Genomic DNA, 19,899 nt, shown 5'->3' with positions numbered 1-19,899 from the left:
AGCTGTTGCGGCTAGCCGTTTTTGTGAGCGCCATTTTGACTTAGTTGCGATAATTAAAACACTTGGTGGTTCAACCAAACAAATTAAATGGATTTTTAACAGCCAACTGGTTTCATTAATGGTTATCGGCATTGTGCTGGGATTGAGCATAGGTTATGTCGGGCAAATTGTGATTATGCAGCTATTGGCTGAATATTTACCTGAACAAATTCCGCAAGTGGGGATGCGCCCATGGTGGCTCGCGGTATTAACTGGCTCTATTAGTTTGGCGTTATTTTCGGTTTATCCGTTATTAAAACTTTTTGCCATTCCGCCACTTCGCGTATTACGCCGCGATATTGAAGGCTTTCAAGCGAAAGATTGGTTAAATTGGCTGGTTTCTGCATTGGCAATTTTCTTATTAATGTGGATTTATAGCCAAAATATTAAACTCAGTTTAGCTTTATTGCTGTCAGCTGGTGGCATCACCTTAGTATTATTATTATTGGCGCGCAGCACTATTTGGACTAGCCGCAAAGCAGGCGCTAATGCAGGTAGTGCGTTTAAACTTGCAGTTGCGGGTTTATATCGTCGCGCAACTTCTAATAGTGTGCAGCTAATTAGTTTTACTTTGGCGATTGAGCTGTTGTTAATTGTTCTGGTATTACGCAACGATTTATTAGCCCAGTGGCAGTCGCAGCTACCAGAACAAACGCCCAATCATTTTGTGATTAACGTAAATGATTTTGACATAGAAAACTTCAAAGCAGACTTCGCTGAAAAAGGCATTCAAATTGAGCAAACTTACCCTGTTACTCGCGGGCGTTTAATCGCTATTAATGGTGAGTTTGTTCGAGATAGAGTGAGTAAAGAAGAAGAGCAAGTGGCAGATGAAGATGCACCGCGTTCAATTGGCCGCGAGCTCAACTTAACTGCTGGAGCGGATTTACCCGATGAAAATGAAATAGTGCAGGGTACTTGGTTCAGCGATTTACCAGCAGAGCAGCAAGCACAAAATCATGTTTCGGTTGAACAAAGACTCGCTGAACGTATGAAATTAAACTTAGGTGATGAGCTGACTTTCAATGTTGGTGGCATTGAGTTTACCGCAATCATTAGCAGTATTCGTACTGTCAAGTGGGAGTCGATGAAACCTAACTTCTTTATGATTTTTAACCCAAAAACAATGCAAGATTTTGCAGCAACGCATATTGCCAGTTTTTACGTGCCGAGTGATAAAAAGCCAGAATTGTCAGGTTTGTTGATGAATTATCCAAGCGTCAGTTTGATAGACGTTGATGCGATTATTCAGCAAATTCGTGAGATTATTCAACAAGTATCGCTTGCGGTTGAGTTTATTTTAATTCTAGTGGTTTGTGCTGGTATTCTGGTATTTGTCGCGCAAACTCAAGCGAGTATGTTTGAGCGTAAACAAGAGTTAGTTATTTTACGCACGCTTGGTGCATCTTCGCAGTTTTTACGCGCCAGTGTATTAATAGAATTTGTGGTGCTCGGTGCTTTGGCTGGTTTGTTTGCCGCGCTTGCCAATGAGGTTGCTTTGTATATTCTGCAAACTGAAGTATTTAAAATGCAAGCGAGTTTCCACCTTGAATACTGGTTAGTTGGCATAATTACCGGAGCTGTGCTTGTCGGTTGTTTAGGTTTAATGAGCTGTTGGCGTATGATGCAAATTAATACCCAAGCCTTGTTGCGCTCGCTGTCGTAAATGTTGAAAAAAATTTAGTTGGCTGTTTTATGCAAATTTTAATTGTAGTTGCGGTATTTGTTAGTTTGCTTGTAGGTGTCAAACTTTGGCAGGTGTATAACCAAACGCGAGGCTCACTCAAGTTTAGCCAAGCAGAAGCTAAAGACGTTTTGGAACTGTCCGCTAAACACAAACTGACTTTGTTATTAAAGCAGATGTTGGGCGAGCAATATCATGTTCATCAAGATGTCTTACTTAGTCAGTTGTTGGATGTAAAAGACAAAGCGTTGCAAAAATACTGTCAGCAAAAAGCGCTTGATGCCGTGGTAACTGATGCTCATGGCAAAGTTACTGTGGTGTTTGAACTTGCATTGAACGAATCTGCCAAACAACAAGGTGAATGGCTGAAAAATTTAATGCAAGGGCGCTTTGCGTTTATTCGCATCACCCAAATTGAGCATATTAACCAAAATGCTTTAAATAAAGTTTTATCTACATTAGAATCTCGCGCTAGTTCAGGTTAAATAATCCTTTTCATTCAACATTTTAAACGGAGAATAAATTGAAAACAGGGATAGTTATTGCTGTGTTAGCATTTGCACCTAAAGTTTACGCTGAGTCGGATCTTTCAGTCGATTTATTATATGGAGGTTCGTTAAGTAGCGAAAAATCCACTTTAGAACCTGCTTCATTATATGGTGCCAGAGCAGCCTATGCATATAATCACTTGCTTTCGTTTGAACTAGGTTATAGCCAAGTGGAAGGCAGATACGACGAAGAAGGCGATACCTCTTTGCACACTGACGTTGAGCGTTATACCGCTACCAGTTTTGGCATAAAAGGTAGCACCGAAATCTCTACGAGTTACTCATTAAACTTGCGTTTAGGTTTAGCATATTCGCAGTTGCAACAACAAAACTACAGCCAAACCCTGCCTTGGCAATCGGATGTTGCCAATCCAAAACGAACAGAGAAACAATCAGCTAGTACTAGTGGTTTAGGCAGTTATTATTCATTGGGTATAGAAAGAAGATTTACCCAGAACATTTACATGGGTTTAGACTATTCTAGCTTCCGCTTTAATGCGAAAAGTGCGGACTTTTCTGCATATAAATCACACAATATCACTATAAGTCTTGGCTATAACTTTTAATGCCATATAGCTTAATGGTTATTTAAGCTGTTTTAACTTGTGATCAATCAGAGGATCATCCGGCGCTAATTGTTGCGCCACTTCTAACAGCTGAATCGCGTCTTGAGGATTTTCTTCTTCATGTTTAAGCGCTATTTCAACCAAAGGTTGCACATCAATTTGCGCTTGATGTTCTTGAATATGTTCTTCTTTTTCATCTAACAGAATTTGGTGCGCTTTACTTAATAAGCCAAGTCTATGCTCAGATTTTGCATTGGCTTTATTGAGTTTTTTGTAATAGTCCTCTTTAAAGCGCAGTGTGCGGGTTTGTTGGCGAAATGCAGCAACGTCTATTTGTTGATTGGCAATAAAGTCGATCGCGACTTGTTTGTAAAAACCAAATTTAGTTAGGTAAGTTGCGTGAGTACCATGGCCCATACCGTATACGCGTAAATGATTTAGTTGTGGATAACGCTTGGCGTGTTGTCTGTCGGTCGAATTGGTCGGATCGTAAATTATATAACCTTTGGCATGACCCAAATCCAGGTCGTGATAATCACCTTGCCAATCAAATTGTTGGGCTATGTCTGTGCTAGAGCGCTGATCCCAAGGTACTTTATCTTTGTTTTTGGTGCTTACTGGATGAAAGAGTAATACCTGATCAAGCTTTAGCAGGTTAGCAAATGCACCAACGCCAAAACCACCGCGGCTTAATCCATAACCTAATCTTTGTTTAAATGGTGTGAGTAATTCAGCCAGTTGTTCGATAAAGAAGATTAAATTGCGGCTGCGAAACCAATTACTCCGGCCTAAATGTTGGAAAGCAATAATATTGACGTTTTGCGAGCGGGCGAGTTTGTAACCCCATGGGTTGTAGTCTTGGTGTAAATCTTGCTCTTGTAAATTGGTGCCAGCAGGAGAGAAGGTAAAAAGTAATGGTTTATTCAGGTCAACAAAATTGTATTTAACAAACACATCACCCAGTAAGTCGTCACCCGTATAAGGTAATTTGGCTTGTTGTTGCTCTGGGCTTTGGGTTAGCCAATCATCTAACCAATATAATAACTTCATGTATCCTCCAGCTTGCTAGGGCCTGTTGATCTCTCGTGGACAAATTTTGTTCTAACTAAATGCTTTTTAATCAAGGCGCAGCATTGAAGGCCTAATGGATTAAGTCAAAATGCTGCAACAAAGAGTAAAAAGCATTTAGGACGAACCCGAAGGGCAGCGTTTGTTTGGTATTTCTTCTGCGTTATAGCTCATTTATGTAGCCCACTACACCTCAATCGCTATGCCTTGTATAAATACCAAACAAACTGCTGCAAAATTGTACTCGAAAGTTCAACAGGCCCTGGGTGATTTTAGCAAACTTAAGCTGCTATTGCATGGCGAGTATATTATGTGGGTATTTTATGTAAGTTTTATGGAGGGGCGTACCCAAGCAAAATCACTTGGGTATTAGCTTGCACTTAGTGATTATTACTCATAAGTACACAAATAAGCAGTGTCTTGCGCAACTTTAACACCAAATTTTTGGTTCGCAGCAACATCAAATGATTGGCCTGCGGTAAAAGTTTGCCAGTCGCTTGAACCTGGTAATAACACAGTTAACGCACCGCTGATTACTGTCATAACTTCGTTTTGGCTTGTACCAAATTCGTAGTCGCCAGCTGCCATAACACCAACTGTTGCTGGTAATTTTTCGCCTTGGAAAGCAATTGATTTTACTTTACCGTCGAAATAGCTATTTACATCAAACATAGTTTTTCTCTTGGTTAGATTTTAAAAACGCAGCATTTTAATCTGACTAGACTAAAATTACACTTAAAACTTGGTTTTCGCGCTTTATCGCACTGTGTCAACGCAAATAATGCTCAATTTAATCAATCAGTCATGGAAAAATTCAAACAAGTGTTTTAAATTTGTAAATAAAGAAATAGAATCGATTAATGGATTAACAGGTCTGACCTCTTAAATCTAAAAATTATAGCCAACACCTTAAAAGGGCAATCGACATGTCTAAAGCATCACCTTGCATTACATCAAGCGGAAAACGTATTGCAGTTGTTTCCGGCTTAAGAACCCCATTTGCTAAACAAGCGACCGAGTTTCACGGCGTACCAGCTCTCGATTTAGCAAAAATGGTTGTAAACGAAATGATGGTTAAAAACGACTTTGATCCAAAATGGATAGACCAAGTTGTTTTTGGGCAAGTTGTACAAATGCCTGCCGCGCCAAATATTGCACGTGAAATTGTCTTAGGTACAGGCATGAATGTGCACACAGACGCTTATAGTGTTACCCGAGCCTGTGCAACCAGCTTTCAAGCGGCGGCTAATGTGGTTGAGTCTATTATGGCAGGCACGATTGAATGTGGTATCGCAGGTGGAGCTGATTCATCTTCTGTATTACCTATTGGCGTGTCGAAAAACCTTGCACGAATGTTAGTTGATTTAAATAAAGCGCGCAGTTTAAGCGCACGTTTAAACATAATTAAACGCTTACGCTTAAAAGATTTAGCACCAGTACCGCCAGCTGTCGCAGAGTATTCTACAGGTTTGAGTATGGGACAAACTGCTGAACAAATGGCTAAAACCCATGGCATAACTCGTCAGGCACAAGATGAGCTTGCGCATAGGTCGCATACGTTAGCCGGCAAAGCTTGGGCTGATGGTTTGTTAGATGATGAAGTAATGACAGCTTACCCAGAGCCTTATAAATGTTTCTTAAAACAAGATAATAATGTTAGAGCAAATTCTGAGCTAAATTCTTACGCTAAATTGCGCCCTGTATTCGATAGAAAATATGGCAGTGTTACCGCGGCAAATGCAACGCCATTAACGGATGGAGCGGCTGCTGTACTGCTTATGAATGAAGAAAAAGCTAAAGCGCTCGGATTAGAAATTTTAGGTTACATTCACAGTTACGCATTTACCGCAATTGATGTGTGGGAAGACATGTTAATGGGGCCGTCATATGCAACACCTAAAGTATTGGATAAAGTGGGTATGCAGTTATCTGATTTAGATTTAGTAGATATGCATGAGGCGTTTGCCGCACAAACTTTGGCGAATATGAAGATGTTTGGCAGCAAAAAGTTTGCAGAAGAAAAACTAAATCGAAGCCAAGCAATTGGTGAAATAGATATGGACAAGTTTAATGTTAATGGTGGCTCTATCGCTTACGGCCATCCGTTTGCCGCGACAGGAGCGCGTATGATTACCCAAACCTTACGTGAGTTAAAACGCCGAGGTGGCGGTTTAGGATTAACCACAGCTTGTGCTGCGGGTGGACTAGGTGCAGCTATGATTGTGGAGGCAGTGTAATGAGTAAACTTCAACATTTCTCAATGAGTATCGATAAGGACAAGGTTGCGGTTATTTCGTTGAATGTGCCAGAAGAAAGCATGAATGTATTGTCTGGCCAAACCATGGATGAAATTGAAATTATCCTTAACCAAATTGAAAGTAATCGCGAACTTAAAGGTGTGGTGTTGACCAGTGGCAAGCCAGATTCTTTTATTGCTGGTGCTGACATTAATATGATTTCGGCTTGCACCACAATTGATGAAACTGAAGATCTGGCACGCCGCGGCCAAGCGATATTTGCTCGTGTTGAAAAATCACACGTGCCATTTGCAGCAGCAATTCATGGTGTTTGTTTAGGTGGTGGTTTAGAGTTTAGTTTGGCTTGTCATTACCGTGTGGCGTCAGATGATGAAAAAACCCAATTGGGTTTACCTGAAGTTAAATTAGGTTTATTGCCTGGTAGTGGTGGTACACAGCGTTTACCTAGATTGGTTGGTATTCAAAACGCATTAGACATGATGTTAACCGGCAAACAAGTGCGTGCGAAAAAAGCGTTAAAAATGGGTTTAGTCGATGATGTTGTACCTAACTCTATTTTATTAGACGTTGCGAAAAATCGCGTAATGGCAGGTAAACCGGCTGCTGCGAAAGCTAAACTTAATTTAGTCGGCAAAGCATTAGAAACCAATTCATTCGGTCGTGGTGTTTTGTTTGACCAAGCGTTAAAAGCGGTTGAAAAGAAAACATTAGGCAACTATCCAGCACCGGCGCGCATTATTGAAGCTGTGCGTATTGGTATTGAAAATGGCATAGTACAAGGATACCAAACTGAAGCGCGTGGATTTGCCGAGTTGTGCCAAACGCCGCAAAGCTTTCAATTGCGCCATTTATTTTTAACCACAACTGAGCAGAAAAAACAGTTTAAAGCCAATGCAGATAAAGCCCGTAGTTGTGAAAAAGTTGGAGTTTTAGGCGGCGGTTTAATGGGCGGCGGCATTGCTTATGTCAGTGCGGTTAAAGCTGGCTTTCCAGTACGTATTAAAGATATTCGTGAAGAAGGCATTCAACACGCGCTCAAATATAGCTACGATTTGTTAAGCCAAAAAGTTAAACGTCGTTTTATAACTGCTGCGCAAATGCAGCAAGATTTAAATAAACTGACTGGTACAGTCGATTGGAGTGGTTTTAAAAACCGCGACATTGTTGTTGAGGCTGTATTTGAAGATTTAGCTCTTAAACAACAAATGGTTGAGGCGGTAGAAAACAACTGCCATGAAAACACCATATTTGCATCTAACACATCGTCGTTGCCAATAACGCAAATTGGCGAAAAGGCGCAACGCCCCGAAAATGTCGTGGGTTTACACTATTTTTCACCTGTAGATAAAATGCCTTTGGTAGAAATTATTCCACATGAAAAAACCAGTGAAGAAACCATCACTAGTGTTATCGAATTTGCGCGTAAACAAGGCAAAACGCCAATTGTGGTAAAAGATGGTGCTGGTTTTTATGTAAACCGAATTTTGGCTTTATACATTAATGAAGCTGCACAAATTTTATTGGAAGGCGAGCCTGTTGATGTCATAGATCGCGCTTTAGTTAAATTTGGTTTTCCAGTTGGTCCACTTAAATTGTTAGATGAAGTGGGCATTGATGTAGGCACTAAAATCATACCTATTTTAACCGAAAATTTAGGTGAGCGTTTCAAAGCTCCAAAAGCATTCCAACGTATTTTGGAAGATGGTCGCAAAGGTAAGAAAAACCGCAAAGGGTTTTACAACTACCAAAAATCCAATCCACTTAAAAAGCTTTTGCGTAAAGAAAGCATTATCGACGAAAGCATTTATGACTTGTTAGCGATTGATGCTGCACAAACACTTAATCAAGAAGAAATCGTTGAGCGTTGTATTATTCAAATGCTTAATGAAGCAGCACGCTGTTTGGAAGAGGGCATTATAGCTTCACCTCAAGACGGTGACATTGGCGCTATATTTGGCATTGGTTTCCCGCCATTCTTAGGTGGCCCATTCCGTTATATGGATAGCTATGGCATTGAAAACCTAGTTGAGCGTTTACAAAGTTATCAACTTCGTTTTGGGAGCCGCTTTGAACCTGCGCAGATCTTGTTAGATTACGAAGCTCAAGGTAAATCTTTCTATTCTGATCACGCATAAAGCTTATCCGATCCACAGTGTGGGTTTAGCCTGTTGGCTAAACCCACTTGTTTTCTCTCGTATTAGCCCCACATATATCCTGAATCCAGCGAACAGCCAATAAACAGGAATACACATTATTAAACTAATTCAACTGCGTACTTTTATTGCTCAGATTATGGTTGGACTGTTAACGGCTGGTTTAGTCTTAGCTATTGCATTCGGATTTATCTGGTTATTTGATGAAGGGCAATCTTGGTTAGATGGGGCTCATAGCCAAAATCCCTTTATGAGCCCAATTTTGTGGTTTGTCGTGTTACTGGTTGGTGTTATTTCGGTATTTAGCCGTATTTGGTGCAAATACCAAGAAAAACAATTTATCAAAAAACTGCAACAGCAGCGCAAAGCGAAAAAAGTTAAGAAGTAGTCTTTGTTTTAAGTTGCGTTAACCCAAACAACACAACAGCAAGCGCCGCGTAACCAATAAATATAACCTGCATCCACTGTGGCATAGACAGGCTCATAAACGTCCAATCTATCGCATTACAATCGCCTCTAGGCTCAAATAGCGCAGGAAACCAAATATCTGGAGCAAACCACTCTGGAAAATTTGGCACCATCTCACAAAAAGCAAAAAGTGGGTTTGGCGCGTTTTGCAAACCAACATGCTCAATGGCAATTTTTGCACCCCAAGCAGCAAAAAAAGCGGCGGATAAACAACTGACTGATTTAACTAACTTGGATTGTGGGAAAATACAGGCTGGTAATAACGCAACAAAGACACCCCATAACGCCAGCCTTTGATAAATACACTTTATGCAAGGCTCATAACCCAAACCATATTGAAAAACTAATGCGGCAATTTCGAGCGCGAATACGCTACTGGCTAAAAATATCCAAAAAAGGCGTTGTTGACTAAGGTTTTGTCCGAGCTGAATAAATTGTTTCAAAAAAAGACTCCATGGAGGATTTGTGCAATTCCAATTATGAGTAGTGATTATGCAATAAGTTGCAAAAAAAAAGCTAGCTGAAATCTCAACTAGCTTTTTAAACTTAATTTATTCGATCCGCTTAATGATGAGTGGATGACTCAACATCACCAGATTCAACTTCCGCATGGTGTTCAATCAAATGCGCGTCGTATAGTACATCGGTCGCTTCTGGTAAAAATGCCCATGTGAAGGTTAAACCCACTATGGTTAATACCAAAGTATACGGCAATGCCATCCACACCATACGGCCGTATGACAGTCGCACTAATGGAGCCAGCGTACTCGTTAATAAAAACAAGAATGCAGCTTGACCATTTGGTGTCGCAACACTCGGTAAATTCGTACCTGTGTTAATAGAAACAGCCAATAAATCGAATTGGTCGCGAGTAATGTGTCCATTTAATAAAGCTTGTTTAACTTCAGTAATGTATACAGAACCAACAAATACGTTGTCACTAACCATAGACAAGACACCATTGGCTAAATAAAACACCGCCAATTGATTGCGCCCTTCAAAGGTTAATACCCATTCAATGACAGGAATAAATAATTGTTGGTCTATGATAACGGCGACAATTGCAAAAAATACACACAATAGCGCGGTAAAAGGCAGTGCCTCTTCAAAGGCGTGACCGATAGCATGTTCTTCAATGACACCACAAAATGCAGTGGCAAAAATGATTACACTTAAACCTATTAAGCCAACTGATGCTAGATGAAAGCCTAAAGCGACAATTAACCAAATAGCGATAATGCCTTGCACCCAAAATTTTGCTGTGTCGACTTTGGTCATTCTTTGATCTTGGTATTTATCGTAGTCAGTCAAAATTGTACGTATTTTTTGCGGCAGTTCCGCGCCATAACCAAATACTTTGAAATGTTCGACTAATGCTGCGGTTAATAAACCGAAGAAGAGAGCTGGCAAGGTAACAGGTGACATACGAATGGCGAATTCAGCAAAACCCCAGCTGGCTTTGTCAGCAATAATTAAATTTTGTGGTTCACCTACCATAGTGGTTACACCACCGAGCGCTGTACCAATGGCTGCGTGCATTAATAAATTTCGTAAAAATGCGCGAAATTGATCAAGTTGCTCGTGTGACAAAGGTTCTATTTTTTCGTCACTGGTGTGGTCGTGTTTAGCTGAGAAATCTTTGCCGGATGCAACTTTGTGGTAAATCGAGTAGAAACCAACTGCAACAGAAATGATTACTGCGATTACAGTTAAAGCATCTAAAAAAGCCGACAAAACGGCAGATGAAAATACAAAGGCCAATGACAGCAGCATTTTAGAGCGAACACGCAATAGTAGCTTGGTAAAGGCTAACAGCAGCAGGCTTTTCATAAAGTAGATACCTGCAACCATAAATACCAATAAGAGTAAAACCTCTAAATTGGTTTGAATTTCATGCATTACGTGATCTACAGATGTCATGCCAATGGCAATTGCTTCAATTGCCAACAGTCCACCAGGTTGGAGCGGGTAACACTTTAACGCCATTGCTAAAGTGAATATAAATTCAATGACCAATACCCAACCTGCTATATAAGGTGAGATACTGAATAAAATTGGATTGATGATTAAGAAAGCAATAATTGCAAATTTGTACCACTCAGGCGCTTGGCCCAAGAAGTTTTTAACCAGCGCTTGCGGCATGGTGTAAATCATGTGCTTTATTCCTCATAGAAGGTGTGTGATTTAAAAATATATTCCATTATGGTGAATAAAAATTCGCGGCGAGATTAAAATAGAAATTGGCTTAAATAGCAACCATTCAGTGAAAAAATATTCTTTATTTTACTTTTTTATATGTTTTTTAAACTTGATTTCATAAAAAGTTAACATTTTGATAAAGGGAAATGCACTTGAGTAGGACGGATATTGATTTAGCTCTAAGAGTAGGATAATTAATTGAAACTCTGGCAAGTTTCAGTATAGTGCTTGACCATAAAATTTCTTATAAAAGCTGAAATACAATTGTTTAAAGCTAATCGTTTTTTTATTGCGCTCAGGTACAGTCAAAGTAAAAGTAACAGTGGTTTTGTTTCTTTCATTACCTTTTTTTCTGTTGCTGGCATAGGTTTAGGTGTAATGGCGCTGATAACTGTATTATCAGTGATGAATGGCTTTGAAAGTGAATTAAAAAATCGCATCTTAGGGGTGATCCCTCATATAGTGATTGAACAAACAACAGAAAACCATTCAACAGATATTCAGCAATCTATAGCTACTTTTGAGCATGTTGTTGGTAGTACGCCGTTTACCCAAACTTCTGGGTTAATTCAATCAAGCAATCATATGAAAGCAATCAGTGTGCAAGGTATTGAACCTGAAGATGCCAAAGCACTGTCAATTATTGCTAAAAGCATGCTGATTGGTGATTACACTGCACTTATTCCAGGTACATTCCAACTGGTATTGGGCCAGCAATTAGCCACTCGCTTAAATGTTAGAGTGGGCGACAAAGTACGTATTATGCTCGCTGAAAAAAGTATTTATACACCCATGGGGCGTATGCCTGTGCAGCGTAAATTTGTGGTTGCCGGTATTTTTGATGCAGGCTCTGATGTTGATGCGTCTGTTGCTATTGTTAATGTGCATGATTTAAACCGTATGTTACGTAAACCCCTTGGGCAAATTTCGACTTATAGGATTTATTTAGATAACGCTTTTGCTGTTGATGAAGTTGTTAGCCAATTACAGCAGCTAGAAACAGACTTGAACATAGTGGATTGGCGGCAAACTCAAGGGCAGTTATTCCAAGCGGTTAAAATGGAAAAGAACATCATGTGGTTGATGCTTGCGTTAATTATTGCCGTAGCCACCTTCAATATTGTTTCTGCTCTGGTCATGTTGGTCAATGATAAAAAATCTGAAATTGCTTCACTTAAAACCATGGGCATGACCAATCAAGACATAGTGAATATCTTTATTTTTCAAGGCATGTATAAAGGCGTAGGTGGCGCGATTATCGGCACCATTTTTGGCTTGTTATTGTGCATATATTTGAATCAAATTATGCAATTGCTGGGTATTCATATTATGGTTAACCCTGCCTACGACAGTACAGGTTTACCTATTGTTATCGAAGCCCAACAAGTGCTACTGACCGCTATATCAGCTATTTTAATGAGTTTTTTGGCGACTATTTATCCAGCGTTGACCGCAGCAAAAATGCAACCAGCCGAGATTTTAAAACATGACTAATTCAAACATTGTAATGCAGTGCGAAAATTTAACTAAAACTTATGTAGATGGTGAGAATAAAGTTAGTGTATTAAAAGGCGTTGATTTAACGATAAACAGCGCCGAACATGTAGCGATTGTCGGTTCTTCTGGTTCTGGTAAAAGTACCTTGTTACATATTATGGGTGCACTCGATTTTCCAACTTCTGGTCAGGTAACTTACCAAGGCACGAATATTCATAAATTGTCGGCTAATCAACAAGCAGAGTTTCGCAATCAGTCGCTAGGCTTCGTTTACCAGTTTCATCATTTATTAGCTGAGTTTAGTGCAGTAGAAAATGTCGCTATGCCGTTATTAATTGCGGGTGAAAAGCGTAATCAGGCTCTGAAAAAAGCGCAGGATATGTTGGAGCTAGTTGGTTTAACGCATAGACAGGCGCATTTCCCTTCGGCGTTATCGGGTGGTGAGCGCCAGCGTGTGGCGATTGCACGCGCTATTGTTAATCAACCAAAAATTGTTTTGGCGGATGAGCCTACCGGAAATTTGGACGCTGAAAACGCACAAAGCATCTTTAAACTAATTGATGAGCTAAAAGCTAACTTGTCGACTTCATTTGTTTTTGTAACGCATGATTTAGCACTTGCAGCCAGAATGGATAAACAATATCGCTTAGTTAAAGGCGAAATTGAACAAGGGTTGGCACAACAAAATGTTTAGTTCATTAGCCAAGTTTATTGGATTTAGATACGCACGTAGCCGTAAACAAAACGGTTTTATTCGTTTTATCTCAGCCTCATCTGTAGTTGGTATTGCATTAGGTGTATGTGTGTTGATTTGGGTGTTATCTGTTATGAATGGCTTTGAACGTGAGTTAAAAACGCGTTTACTGTCGGTCATTCCACATGTCGAATATACGGCTGTTGATAATACAGGAATAAATGACTGGCAGGCATTAAAAAAACAAATCATGCAAACCAGTGAACAGGTAGAAGCTGTTGCGCCTTTTATTACTTTGGGCGCGCTTATTCAAAATGGCGCTGAACTCAAACCGGTTGAAATACGTGGCATAGATTGGCAAGCGGAAAAGGCGGTTTCGTCGTTAACAGACTATGTTTCGCCAGAAACTGCATTAGCTTTTCAACAACAAGATGGTTTGATTTTAGGCTCGGCACTGGCGGATGCACTCGGCCTTGAAACTGGTGATTGGGTAGAAATTTTAGTGCCACAGCTCGACTCTGGTACTCGGATTAAACCGCCTAAACTGACGCGCATACCCTTAGTTGGTGTGTTTAAGTCGAACGGCCAATTAGATCATCTATTGGGTTACGTGCATTTATCACAAGCGGCAGAAATGTCTGGTTGGCAAGACGGAGTACAGGGCATTCGGTTAAAAATTGGTGATGTGTTTAATGCACCTACTTTGGCTCGTCAAATTGGTTTTACTTTGCCCGTTTATGTATATATCCAAGATTGGACTCACCAGTTCGGCCATATCTACCATGACATACAGTTAGTGCGCAGTGTTATGTATATAGTACTGACCTTGGTGATTGCAGTAGCCTGTTTTAATATCGTCTCTACCTTAGTTATGGCGGTAAACGAAAAGCGTGGTGACATTGCAATTTATAAAACTATGGGTATGCCAAACCACAAAATAGTGCAAATTTTTATCTTTCAAGGTTTGATTTCTGGTGTAACTGGCACTCTGTTTGGTTGTGCTTTTGGCATATTTGGAGCCTTGTACTTAGGCAATATTTTCGCTGCTATTGAATCAGTATTAGGCAGTAAGTTTTTATCCGGTGATATTTATTTTATTGACTTTTTACCGACGCAGCTCATTTGGACTGATGTGATTTTAACGCTTGCTGTAGCCTTGTTATTGTCGATAGTTTCAACTATATACCCGGCCATCAAGGCAAGCAAAGTTGAGCCTGCTAGAGTGATAGGGCATCCGTAAATTTAAAGTCTAGGTGCAAACTAGGTTTTACGAGTTGATGTCGCTTGCACATCGCGGACAGCTTTAGTTGATGGGGCAAAGCATATTTGATCGCGTCCGCGCTCTTTTGCTACATACAAAGCTTTATCTGCTTGACGTATCAACTCATCGCCTTCAATTGGAATATTGGGGTAAAACGCGACGCCCATAGAAATAGTAATTGTACGTTGATCGCGCAGTGGGTTTTCTTCCAGAAACTTGCTGATGCGAGAAAACATTAAGGTTGCTTGTTCAACTTCAATGTTTTCACAAAATATTGCAAATTCTTCCCCGCCAATTCGAGCGACCACATCTTTGTCCCGGGTGTTTTTGTTTAACGCTTGAGCGATAATTTTTAGCGCTTCATCACCTGCATCGTGGCCCAAGGTGTCGTTAACTTCTTTGAAATAGTCAACATCCACCATTAAAATAGCAGCTGACTTATCTACATTCTCTCGATTTTGTCGCCAATAATTCAAATGGGTAAAAAAGTAGCGTCGGTTCCATAAATGCGTTAATGGATCTGTGTTAGCTTTTTTATTGAGTTTATCTTTAAGTTCTATCCTTGCTAGATTTAACGCTAAATTTTGCGCGATAAATTCAAATTGTATTTCGTGCTCTTGTTTAACCATTTGGTTTTTATCTTGACCAAACATTATAGTTAACACACCAAAAGTTTTTCCTTCTGCCAGTAGCGGGTAACATAAATGGTTGTTGCAGTTATACTTTTTTAACGGTCCGATGGCGTGCTGGCAATAGCTTTGTGGGCTGGTGGCACTGTAGCTATGACCTGTCCTAATTGCCCAACAATGAATCGAATCACCTTTACCTATGTTGTCAGCCAGCTCTATTGCTGAATAGGTACCGTCAAAGATATTTTTAAGTAATTGTTGGCTAATGTTTACCGCTTCGTCTGCAGAGTTAGCTACGGCGAGACAAGAGCTGGCATTTTGCAGTTCTATGTAGTTATTGGCGGTTTGGGCAATTTTTCGTTTTAAATCTAAATTATGTTGGCTAGCGAGTTTTAATATATTTCGGCGTTCTAAGTTGTGGCTAAGCCAATAGAATGAGGTAAATACAATAATAAATACAGCTATCTGCATACGAAAGTTGTTTAGCACTGTGCTAAAGGTTTTTTTCGGTACTGCAATACGAATAATATAATCCTTGTTGTCAGGCGACTGGAACTTTTTTGAAAAATAGTAGTTTATTTGGTTGGTGTTGGGGTCCGTACGGTCTAGATAGACTTTTTCTTCGGTTGTTAGACGTTGAATTTCAGGGAATCTGTTTTGCTGTTGAAGTTGATTTATCTCACTCCAGTGAACAGGTGAGTGTACTATTACATTGCTTTGCTCATCCAATATTGTTACTTGGAGATCTGCCTGGCGACCTTGATAGAATATTTGTTGGGTTTCGTGATACGCCGGCTCTAATTCTTCTACGTAAATTTGGTTAAATATAGTAATGTTGAGCTTGGCGATTTTCTCTAACTGCCGTTGGTGTGAATCGACTAGTTCACTTTCGACAAAAAATTGCAGCAGGCCAATAGACCCAGCGAAAATGACAATTGAACACCAAAACCATTTGCTTTTATTTAATTGTCGCAACTGAGCCATAATTTATACCTTGAGCTATCCGGCAATTCTCTCTAAAGTAAATTTATACCTAAACTAATTGAAGCTCCCGAAGGGCAAAGCTAAATGCTCGTATCTTCAACTAACTTGGTATATTAATAACATTAGACCAGATTGGACAAAGGTAAAGTCAGTTAGACAATTAAAGGGAATTTTGTGAAAAAATGTGGAAAACAAGCGCTTACCACTTGTTTTCCTCGTTAGATCTGTTAGCGACTCGCGGATTAGTCGCGGTAAATTTTTGTCAGGTCTTGATAGTGGTCGATACGTCTATCACGTAAATACGGCCAAATACGGCGAACATTTTCACTACGATTTAAGTCAACTTCAGCGAATAAAATCTCTTCTTGTTGGCTGTCTGCGTGTGCGAGAATTTCACCTTGTGGACCTGCAACAAAACTATTACCCCAGAACAATATGCCATCACTACTTTCTGTTGGGTCTGCTTCATGGCCAACACGATTACAACTGAGAACAGGTACACCATTTGCTACAGCATGTGCTCTTTGTACAATAACCCAAGCGTCTAGTTGACGTTGTTGTTCGTCTTGCTCATCGCGCGGGTCCCAACCAATTGCCGTCGGATAAATTAGCAGTTCGGCGCCAGCCATTGCCATTAAGCGTGCTCCTTCTGGGAACCATTGATCCCAACAAACTAATACTCCGAGTTTGCCAACACTAGTTTGTATTGGTTGAAAGCCCATATCACCAGGAGTGAAGTAGAACTTTTCGTAAAAGCCCGGATCGTCAGGGATATGCATCTTGCGGTATTTACCTGCAATAGTACCGTCTGCTTCTAATACAACTGCGGTATTATGATATAAGCCTGCTGCGCGCTTCTCAAATAATGAACTGACGATCACCACTCCACATTCTTTAGCGACTGCTGAAAGTGCGTCTGTCGTTGGCCCTGGAATTGTCTCGGCCAAATCAAACATATCAACGTCTTCTGTTTGGCAAAAGTACAAAGAACGATGCAACTCTTGCAAAACCACTAATTTTGCACCTTTGCTGGCCGCTTCTTTAATGCCTTCAATACTTTTCGCTAAATTGTGTGCAACGTCTGAACTATTGCTGTGTTGAATTAAGGCTACTTTTAAATTTTTCATAATTTAATTCTGTTTAAGCTTGTTGAAAAAAACCTTTCGGTAATTGCATTGTGATACAGTGCAAACTACCAAATTGCTCAATAATGGGACGGCAGTTAATTGGTATGATTTCATATCCAGCAAATGCTTGCCGCATCACATCAACGGCCTGCTGATCTTGTTCAACACCATAAACAGGCAATAATACCGCACCATTGATAATTAAAAAGTTAGCATAAGTTGCTGGTAAACGATCACCTTCTTGACTAAATTGCGCGCTTGGCCATGGCAATTGATAAAGTTTGTATGCTTGACCCTGTGCGTTGGTAAACTGGCTAAGCTGGGTTTGCATTTGTGTTAAGCCTGCGTAATGGCTGTCTTCGCTATTATCGCAACCTTGGTAAACTATGCTGTTATTAGGCGCAAAACGAGCAAGAGTATCTATGTGTGCGTCGGTATCGTCACCGTCTAACGCACCGAAGTCTAACCAGAGTGTTTTTGTGCAACCAAAACTTTCCATCAATTGTTGTTCAATTTGCGCTTGTGAGCTGTCAGGATTGCGGTTTGGATTTAACAAACATTCAGACGTCACCATCAAACAACCTTCACCATCAACTTCAATGCCACCACCTTCTAAGACAAAATCTTGTGGTTTATTATTTACGTTGAATTTGGCAAAAACATGCTGGTTGATTTGATTATCCTTTGCTGCTGCAAACTTATTGCCCCAACCATTAAACACATAATCAAGCGCGAGTGTTTGTCCTTGGTCATTCACTAATGTGATAGGTCCGTGGTCTCTTGCCCAAGTATCATCGGTTGGACAAACAACAAAATGCACTTTGTGTAAATCAATGTTGTTTTGTTGGAGAAGCTGGCTGACAGACTCTTGTAGTTGTTCATTATCACAAACAATCACTAAATCTTGTCTTGTTGTAATGTGTTTGCTTATTTCTATATAAACAGGCTCAACTTGTTTAATAATATGCTGCCAGTCTGTTTGTTCATGCGGCCAAGTTAACATAACCGCATCTTGTACGTACCACTCAGCAGGTAGGTAAAACTTATTCATTCTTTCTCGTTCGGTTGGTTAGCGCGTTCAAGCGCAATTTGCCTAAGTTGTTTGCTTTGTTGATGCAGTGCCATACGTACTAAAACTTCTCTGTCTTCATCGCGAATTACGCTATAAACCACGTCAAAAACCTTGCCTGAATCTGCATCATTTTCCGCAATAATTTCCGCGTAGCAGTATACGGCACAAGCTTCTTCTGGCATAAATATTTTTAACTTAAATTTGTCACCAAGTTGCCAGTTTTGTTCAGTTGTTAAGGTTAAACCACCCGCGCCAAACCTATCTGTAACATATCTATGTTTTTGCTTGTCTTCTTGCATCAATAAATACGACAACATCAAGTCGATTTTTTTATTTTGTACTTCAAGTACACGAGCCACATCACTTGATAACTGCTGGCCTTTGCTCATAAATGCGTTGTGTGCATCTAATCGATTTAATTCGGTTGCCAATCTAAATGGGTAGGGGATTTCAGCCTCTAAATTTGCTTCTGTTAATTCAGCTGTATCGGCTAACATCTCTAAATTAATTTTTACCCCAAAAGGTAAGGTAAAAAATGCATCAAATAGTTGTTTTTTATCTGCTAAGTTCATTTTTGTTCAGACTGCTTAAGTTTAATTTGAATTGCTAACGCATCAGCTAATTGTATGGCTTTTTCTAACGCTTCAGGCGTTTTACTTTTTGCTTGGTTTATTTTAATTTGTGCTGGTTCAAAATTAAATTCTGCTGCTAGGTGCAACCAAGCAAGGCCTTGCTCTAAACTCTTTTCAACACCTTCACCGATACAATAGCACCTGCCCAGTGCGCCCATGGCTTTTTCATTACCTAAATAAGCCGCTTGAGTAAATAACTCTGCTGCTAGATTTACATCTTTATCGTTACGTGCGGCAAAAGCTTGGTTAAGAATTTTTTCAATGTCTTGATTCTTGTTTGATGAAGCCGTTTTTTCAATTGTCACATGTGTTTCATGCGCCGTAGGCAAAGGTGTTTCAATTGACTCTTGCTCTACTGCTTCTTTTTCTGCTGCCTCAGTATCAGACTCCGCCATATGTTGTGCTTGCTGTAATGCGACTTGTGACGGTGTAATGTCTTTTTCAGCCAGTTGTTCTTTTTCTTTTAGAGCGAGAATAACAGCATCGTAGCGAGAGTTTAGTTTGGCTATGGTAGCTTGCTGCGCGGTAATTTGTTGTTGGTAAAACTCAGTGTCTTGCTCCAATTTTTGCATCGCTTGTTTGTTTTGCACCATCATTTGTTTGTAGTGCACAGCAAATTGTTTAAGTTGTTGCTGATGCTTTTTTTCGAGCATTTTTATGTGCAATTTGTACTGAGTTTCTACGTCTAATTTGTGTTGATCTTTTACTTGTTCAACACGTTTAAACATAGTGTTCATACTGGTTTCATATGCTCTGCGCAAATCATCAAACCAACGGAATAGGGTTCCAGGTATTTTTTCTTTTTCAACGGCACTCGCGGATGCAGGAAATAAATTGATAATTTGCTTTTTATCCACGTACATTTCGCCGTCTATGCTTTGACAACGCAAAGCCAGTGGATTGCCTTGATACTTTCGAATTGTGTCTTGAATGATAGCCAGTGACGCGCCGGTTATGTCTGAAGCATTTTCTAAACTAATCCATTCTATTTCTAAGTCTGGGCTACTCATATTACTCACT

Annotated in this window: 18 protein-coding genes; 9 read left to right on the top strand and 9 right to left on the bottom strand. The window is 40.0% G+C overall.

The window, feature by feature from the left end:
* From WSC_RS24455 to WSC_RS0119365, 3 genes are all read left to right on the top strand, one after another.
* The coding region (locus WSC_RS24455; protein ID WP_040395207.1) for an ABC transporter permease at positions 1-1,705 on the top strand (1,705 nt) is incomplete at its 5' end.
* A 29-nt stretch (positions 1,706-1,734) separates the two neighbouring features.
* The gene (locus WSC_RS0119370; RefSeq protein ID WP_016957615.1) at positions 1,735-2,208 is read left to right on the top strand and encodes a hypothetical protein; all 474 of its coding nucleotides are present in this window, start codon (positions 1,735-1,737) and stop codon (positions 2,206-2,208) included.
* 38 nt (positions 2,209-2,246) lie between these two features.
* Positions 2,247-2,837, top strand: a complete 591-nt coding sequence (locus tag WSC_RS0119365) for an outer membrane beta-barrel protein (protein WP_016957614.1) — start codon at positions 2,247-2,249, stop codon at positions 2,835-2,837.
* A gap of 18 nt (positions 2,838-2,855) precedes the next feature.
* Here the strand turns inward: WSC_RS0119365 and WSC_RS0119360 are convergent, their stop codons facing one another.
* The gene (locus WSC_RS0119360; protein ID WP_016957613.1) at positions 2,856-3,887 is read right to left on the bottom strand and encodes a hypothetical protein; all 1,032 of its coding nucleotides are present in this window, start codon (positions 3,885-3,887) and stop codon (positions 2,856-2,858) included.
* Between the two features lie 408 nt (positions 3,888-4,295).
* Complete coding sequence (gene ppnP, locus WSC_RS0119350; RefSeq protein ID WP_016957611.1) at positions 4,296-4,577, bottom strand: pyrimidine/purine nucleoside phosphorylase; 282 nt, start codon at positions 4,575-4,577, stop codon at positions 4,296-4,298.
* A 254-nt stretch (positions 4,578-4,831) separates the two neighbouring features.
* Here ppnP and fadI point away from each other — a divergent pair, with 254 nt between their 5' ends.
* The 3 genes from fadI to WSC_RS0119335 all read left to right on the top strand — a co-directional run bounded on the left by fadI (position 4,832) and on the right by WSC_RS0119335 (position 8,704).
* The gene (gene fadI, locus WSC_RS0119345) at positions 4,832-6,142 is read left to right on the top strand and encodes an acetyl-CoA C-acyltransferase FadI (RefSeq protein ID WP_016957610.1); all 1,311 of its coding nucleotides are present in this window, start codon (positions 4,832-4,834) and stop codon (positions 6,140-6,142) included.
* Positions 6,142-8,298 (top strand): fatty acid oxidation complex subunit alpha FadJ, encoded by a 2,157-nt coding sequence (gene fadJ, locus WSC_RS0119340; RefSeq protein WP_016957609.1) that lies wholly within the window; start codon positions 6,142-6,144, stop codon positions 8,296-8,298. The genes fadI and fadJ overlap by 1 nt, the downstream gene beginning before the upstream one ends.
* Positions 8,299-8,455: 157 nt before the next feature.
* Entirely contained in the window at positions 8,456-8,704 is a 249-nt protein-coding gene (locus tag WSC_RS0119335) for a hypothetical protein (RefSeq protein ID WP_016957608.1), read from the top strand.
* Here the strand turns inward: WSC_RS0119335 and dsbB are convergent.
* Positions 8,694-9,227: a disulfide bond formation protein DsbB gene (gene dsbB, locus WSC_RS0119330; protein ID WP_016957607.1), complete on the bottom strand. Its 534-nt coding sequence runs from the start codon at positions 9,225-9,227 to the stop codon at positions 8,694-8,696. The two genes, WSC_RS0119335 and dsbB, sit on opposite strands and share 11 nt — an antisense overlap.
* Positions 9,228-9,348: 121 nt before the next feature.
* Positions 9,349-10,938 (bottom strand): sodium/proton antiporter NhaB, encoded by a 1,590-nt coding sequence (gene nhaB / locus WSC_RS0119325; RefSeq protein WP_016957606.1) that lies wholly within the window; start codon positions 10,936-10,938, stop codon positions 9,349-9,351.
* A 309-nt stretch (positions 10,939-11,247) separates the two neighbouring features.
* Between nhaB and WSC_RS0119320 the strand changes: the two genes are divergently transcribed.
* Genes WSC_RS0119320 through lolE form a run of 3 tightly spaced genes read left to right on the top strand, consistent with a single transcriptional unit; the run spans position 11,248 to position 14,414 of the window.
* The gene (locus WSC_RS0119320) at positions 11,248-12,477 is read left to right on the top strand and encodes a lipoprotein-releasing ABC transporter permease subunit (protein ID WP_016957605.1); all 1,230 of its coding nucleotides are present in this window, start codon (positions 11,248-11,250) and stop codon (positions 12,475-12,477) included.
* The gene (gene lolD / locus WSC_RS0119315; RefSeq protein WP_016957604.1) at positions 12,470-13,174 is read left to right on the top strand and encodes a lipoprotein-releasing ABC transporter ATP-binding protein LolD; all 705 of its coding nucleotides are present in this window, start codon (positions 12,470-12,472) and stop codon (positions 13,172-13,174) included. The genes WSC_RS0119320 and lolD overlap by 8 nt, the downstream gene beginning before the upstream one ends.
* Positions 13,167-14,414, top strand: a complete 1,248-nt coding sequence (gene lolE, locus WSC_RS0119310; RefSeq protein WP_016957603.1) for a lipoprotein-releasing ABC transporter permease subunit LolE — start codon at positions 13,167-13,169, stop codon at positions 14,412-14,414. Before lolD ends, lolE begins: the two co-directional genes overlap by 8 nt.
* Before the next feature lie 20 nt (positions 14,415-14,434).
* On the opposite strand, the gene WSC_RS0119305 is transcribed toward lolE, so the two are convergent.
* The 5 genes from WSC_RS0119305 to WSC_RS0119285 all read right to left on the bottom strand — a co-directional run bounded on the left by WSC_RS0119305 (position 14,435) and on the right by WSC_RS0119285 (position 19,889).
* Positions 14,435-16,048: a sensor domain-containing diguanylate cyclase gene (locus WSC_RS0119305; RefSeq protein WP_016957602.1), complete on the bottom strand. Its 1,614-nt coding sequence runs from the start codon at positions 16,046-16,048 to the stop codon at positions 14,435-14,437.
* Between the two features lie 242 nt (positions 16,049-16,290).
* Positions 16,291-17,175 carry a carbon-nitrogen hydrolase gene (locus WSC_RS0119300; RefSeq protein WP_016957601.1) on the bottom strand — a complete coding sequence of 295 codons (885 nt, stop codon included), beginning with the start codon at positions 17,173-17,175 and terminating at the stop codon, positions 16,291-16,293.
* A 13-nt stretch (positions 17,176-17,188) separates the two neighbouring features.
* Positions 17,189-18,226 carry an agmatine deiminase family protein gene (locus WSC_RS0119295; protein ID WP_016957600.1) on the bottom strand — a complete coding sequence of 346 codons (1,038 nt, stop codon included), beginning with the start codon at positions 18,224-18,226 and terminating at the stop codon, positions 17,189-17,191.
* The gene (locus WSC_RS23440; protein ID WP_016957599.1) at positions 18,223-18,819 is read right to left on the bottom strand and encodes a PilZ domain-containing protein; all 597 of its coding nucleotides are present in this window, start codon (positions 18,817-18,819) and stop codon (positions 18,223-18,225) included. The genes WSC_RS0119295 and WSC_RS23440 overlap by 4 nt, the downstream gene beginning before the upstream one ends.
* Positions 18,816-19,889 (bottom strand): tetratricopeptide repeat protein, encoded by a 1,074-nt coding sequence (locus WSC_RS0119285; protein ID WP_016957598.1) that lies wholly within the window; start codon positions 19,887-19,889, stop codon positions 18,816-18,818. The genes WSC_RS23440 and WSC_RS0119285 overlap by 4 nt, the downstream gene beginning before the upstream one ends.
* Positions 19,890-19,899 lie beyond the last annotated feature (10 nt).

Origin of the sequence: Catenovulum agarivorans YM01, from assembly GCF_000281085.1 — a bacterium.
In the GTDB taxonomy this organism is placed as follows: Bacteria; Pseudomonadota; Gammaproteobacteria; order Enterobacterales; family Alteromonadaceae; genus Catenovulum; species Catenovulum agarivorans.
The sequence above is the reverse complement of the archived record's forward strand: the minus strand, read 5'-3'. Positions and strand labels throughout refer to the sequence as shown.

Coding starts and splice junctions, on each gene's coding strand:
- fadI (WP_016957610.1), top strand. CDS start 4,832: ATGTCTAAAGCATCACCTTGCATTACATCAAGCGGAAAACGTATTGCA.
- WSC_RS23440 (WP_016957599.1), bottom strand. CDS start 18,819: ATGAACTTAGCAGATAAAAAACAACTATTTGATGCATTTTTTACCTTA.
- WSC_RS0119335 (WP_016957608.1), top strand. CDS start 8,456: ATGGTTGGACTGTTAACGGCTGGTTTAGTCTTAGCTATTGCATTCGGA.
- nhaB (WP_016957606.1), bottom strand. CDS start 10,938: ATGATTTACACCATGCCGCAAGCGCTGGTTAAAAACTTCTTGGGCCAA.
- ppnP (WP_016957611.1), bottom strand. CDS start 4,577: ATGTTTGATGTAAATAGCTATTTCGACGGTAAAGTAAAATCAATTGCT.
- lolE (WP_016957603.1), top strand. CDS start 13,167: ATGTTTAGTTCATTAGCCAAGTTTATTGGATTTAGATACGCACGTAGC.
- fadJ (WP_016957609.1), top strand. CDS start 6,142: ATGAGTAAACTTCAACATTTCTCAATGAGTATCGATAAGGACAAGGTT.
- WSC_RS0119295 (WP_016957600.1), bottom strand. CDS start 18,226: ATGAATAAGTTTTACCTACCTGCTGAGTGGTACGTACAAGATGCGGTT.
- WSC_RS0119305 (WP_016957602.1), bottom strand. CDS start 16,048: ATGGCTCAGTTGCGACAATTAAATAAAAGCAAATGGTTTTGGTGTTCA.
- WSC_RS0119300 (WP_016957601.1), bottom strand. CDS start 17,175: ATGAAAAATTTAAAAGTAGCCTTAATTCAACACAGCAATAGTTCAGAC.
- WSC_RS0119285 (WP_016957598.1), bottom strand. CDS start 19,889: ATGAGTAGCCCAGACTTAGAAATAGAATGGATTAGTTTAGAAAATGCT.
- WSC_RS0119360 (WP_016957613.1), bottom strand. CDS start 3,887: ATGAAGTTATTATATTGGTTAGATGATTGGCTAACCCAAAGCCCAGAG.
- lolD (WP_016957604.1), top strand. CDS start 12,470: ATGACTAATTCAAACATTGTAATGCAGTGCGAAAATTTAACTAAAACT.
- WSC_RS0119370 (WP_016957615.1), top strand. CDS start 1,735: ATGCAAATTTTAATTGTAGTTGCGGTATTTGTTAGTTTGCTTGTAGGT.